The sequence below is a fragment of the Sphingomonas sp. genome, from assembly GCF_031380695.1.
Classification (GTDB): domain Bacteria; phylum Pseudomonadota; class Alphaproteobacteria; order Sphingomonadales; family Sphingomonadaceae; genus Sphingomicrobium.
This window is the reverse complement of the sequence record NZ_JANMWY010000075.1, coordinates 1-2,359: the sequence shown is the minus strand read 5'-3', so window position 1 is coordinate 2,359 and position 2,359 is coordinate 1. Positions and strand designations below refer to the sequence as shown.

Below are 2,359 nucleotides of genomic sequence, written 5' to 3'. Positions count from 1 at the left end.
GCATAGCGCTTCGAGATATTGCCCGCCGCGTCGACCCGAATCATGAAGAAGGGCACGCCCCGCGCACCGGGCCGTCCGAGCGTCGTCAGCCGGTGCGCGACCTGTTCGACATTCGCGCCATATTCGCCGCATAGCCGGTCGATCGAATAGCGATGCTCGCCAGTCGACGCGAGAAACCGGCCATAGGGCATGATGATCGCCCCGGCAGCATAGTTTGCCATGCTCACATGAAGCAGATGACGCGAACCCTGGTCGGGGGGGCTCGCCGCTGCCACCAGCCGCTCTAGCACGTCGCGAAACTCGACCAGTGCCAGCTGATAGGCGAGCCCGAAGCTGCGGTTTTCGCTGCGCAGCAGCGACGACAGCATGAACAGTCGCCGCTCGGGATCATATTCCTGGGTTGCACCGCCAAGCTCGGCGGCCGGCACCACCCGCGCGGTAATCCCCCAGGCGTCCTTCAGCCGGCGGCGGAGCGGCTCGGCAATCGACAAGGCGTCGGTCATCGCCATGCCCAGTGTCTCGGCACATTCCTCCAGCTCGGGGAAGTGATTGCTCGATTCCTGGATATAGTCGCGGACCCATGTTTCGGGCGTGATCAGCGCGCGCGGATCGGGACCCACGCCTTCCTCGCTGTGCGGCTGCCGCTGGAGTTCGCGCAGCGCGGTGTAGAGCCGCGCCACGCCGTCCGCCACGGACGGAGCATTGTCGGCCAGTTCGACCAGCTCGTAGCGGTTGATGCCAAGATCGGCGAACATCGGATCGGAGAAGATCTCCCCGAGCTGCTCGGCGCCGGCGCTGTCGTTTCCTTCGGCCGCAAATGACTTCACGTCGACATCGAACGTTTCGGCCAGCCGCAGAAGGATGCCGGCGGTTATCGGCCGCTGGTTGCGTTCGAGGTGATTGAGATAAGAGGGCGAGATGCCGAGCTGCGCGGCCATCGCCGCCTGCTGCAGCTCATGGTCGCGACGGAGGCGCTTTAATCGAGCACCGAGGAAAAGCTTGCGTTGGGCAACCACACTACGTTCTGTCAACAAAATACAAAAGATACAAGTCACTTCGTGTCAGCGTGGCCCTTTTCTACGGGTAATTGCCAAGAATTTGCCGTTTTGTCGTCGAACCTTTCGAGTCTAGGGGCATTTTTGTGACTGATTTTGCTGATATGATTGCCGCACCGCCGGGCCGTTTCGATTGCATCACCCGGCCATATTCAGCGGAAGATGTCGAGCGTCTGCGCGGTTCGATCGCGGTCGAGCACACGTTGGCGCGCCGCGGGTCGCTGAAACTGTGGGAGCGGATGAAGCAGGACGAGCCGGTTCGCGCGCTCGGCGCCGTGACCGGCAACCAGGCGATGCAAATGGTTCGCGCCGGCCTTGAGGCGATCTATCTGTCGGGCTGGCAGGTCGCCGCCGATGCCAACACCGCTGGTGCCATGTATCCCGATCAGTCGCTCTATCCGGCCAATGCCGGACCCGAGTTGGCCAAGCGCATCAACAAGACGCTGCAGCGCGCTGATCAGGTCGAGCATAGCGAAGGCGGAGCCAAGCGCGACTGGTTCGTGCCGATCGTCGCCGACGCCGAAGCCGGCTTCGGCGGGCCGCTGAACTGCTTCGAGATCATGAAGGCCTATATCGAGGCGGGTGCCGCGGGCGTCCACTTCGAAGACCAGCTGGCGTCGGAGAAGAAGTGCGGCCATCTTGGCGGCAAGGTGCTTATCCCGACCCAGGCGGCGGTCCGCAATCTCGACGCGGCGCGGCTGGCGGCTGACGTGTGCGGCGTGCCGACAATCCTGGTTGCGCGCACCGACGCCGAATCGGCTAAGCTGATCACTTCGGATATCGACGAGCGCGACCGCGAGTTCATCACCGGGGAGCGTACCCCGGAAGGCTTCTTCCGCCTGCGCGACGGCACCGGTCTCGACCATTGCATCTCTCGCGGCATGGCCTTTGCCGAGCACGCCGACCTGCTGTGGTGGGAAACCAGCCATCCCGATCTCGACGACGCGCGCAAGTTCGCCGAAGCGATCCATGCCAAATATCCGGGCAAGGCGCTTGCCTATAATTGCAGCCCGAGCTTCAACTGGGCGGCCAAGCTCGACGAGGCGACGATCGCCAAGTTCCAGCGCGAGCTTGGTGCGATGGGCTACAAGTTCCAGTTCGTCACGTTGGCCGGATTCCACAGCCTCAACCACTCGATGTTCGAATTGGCGAGTGGTTACCGCGACGAGGGCATGGCCGCCTATTCACGGCTGCAGCAGGCGGAATTTGCCAGCGAAGCCGCAGGCTACACCGCCACGCGCCACCAGCGCGAGGTCGGCACCGGCTATTTCGACCAGGTCGCGACCGTCCTGTCGGCGGGCCAG

2 protein-coding genes are annotated in these 2,359 nt (G+C 63.5%); one reads left to right on the top strand and one right to left on the bottom strand.

Going from position 1 to position 2,359, the window contains the following annotated elements; translation table 11 throughout:
- The coding region (locus RMN84_RS02945; RefSeq protein WP_309610713.1) for an ImmA/IrrE family metallo-endopeptidase at positions 1 to 938 on the bottom strand (938 nt) is incomplete at its 3' end.
- 221 nt (positions 939 to 1,159) lie between these two features.
- Between RMN84_RS02945 and aceA the strand changes: the two genes are divergently transcribed.
- Positions 1,160 to 2,359, top strand: a 1,200-nt coding sequence (gene aceA, locus RMN84_RS02940; RefSeq protein WP_405051426.1) for an isocitrate lyase, incomplete at its 3' end; no start/stop codon positions are given.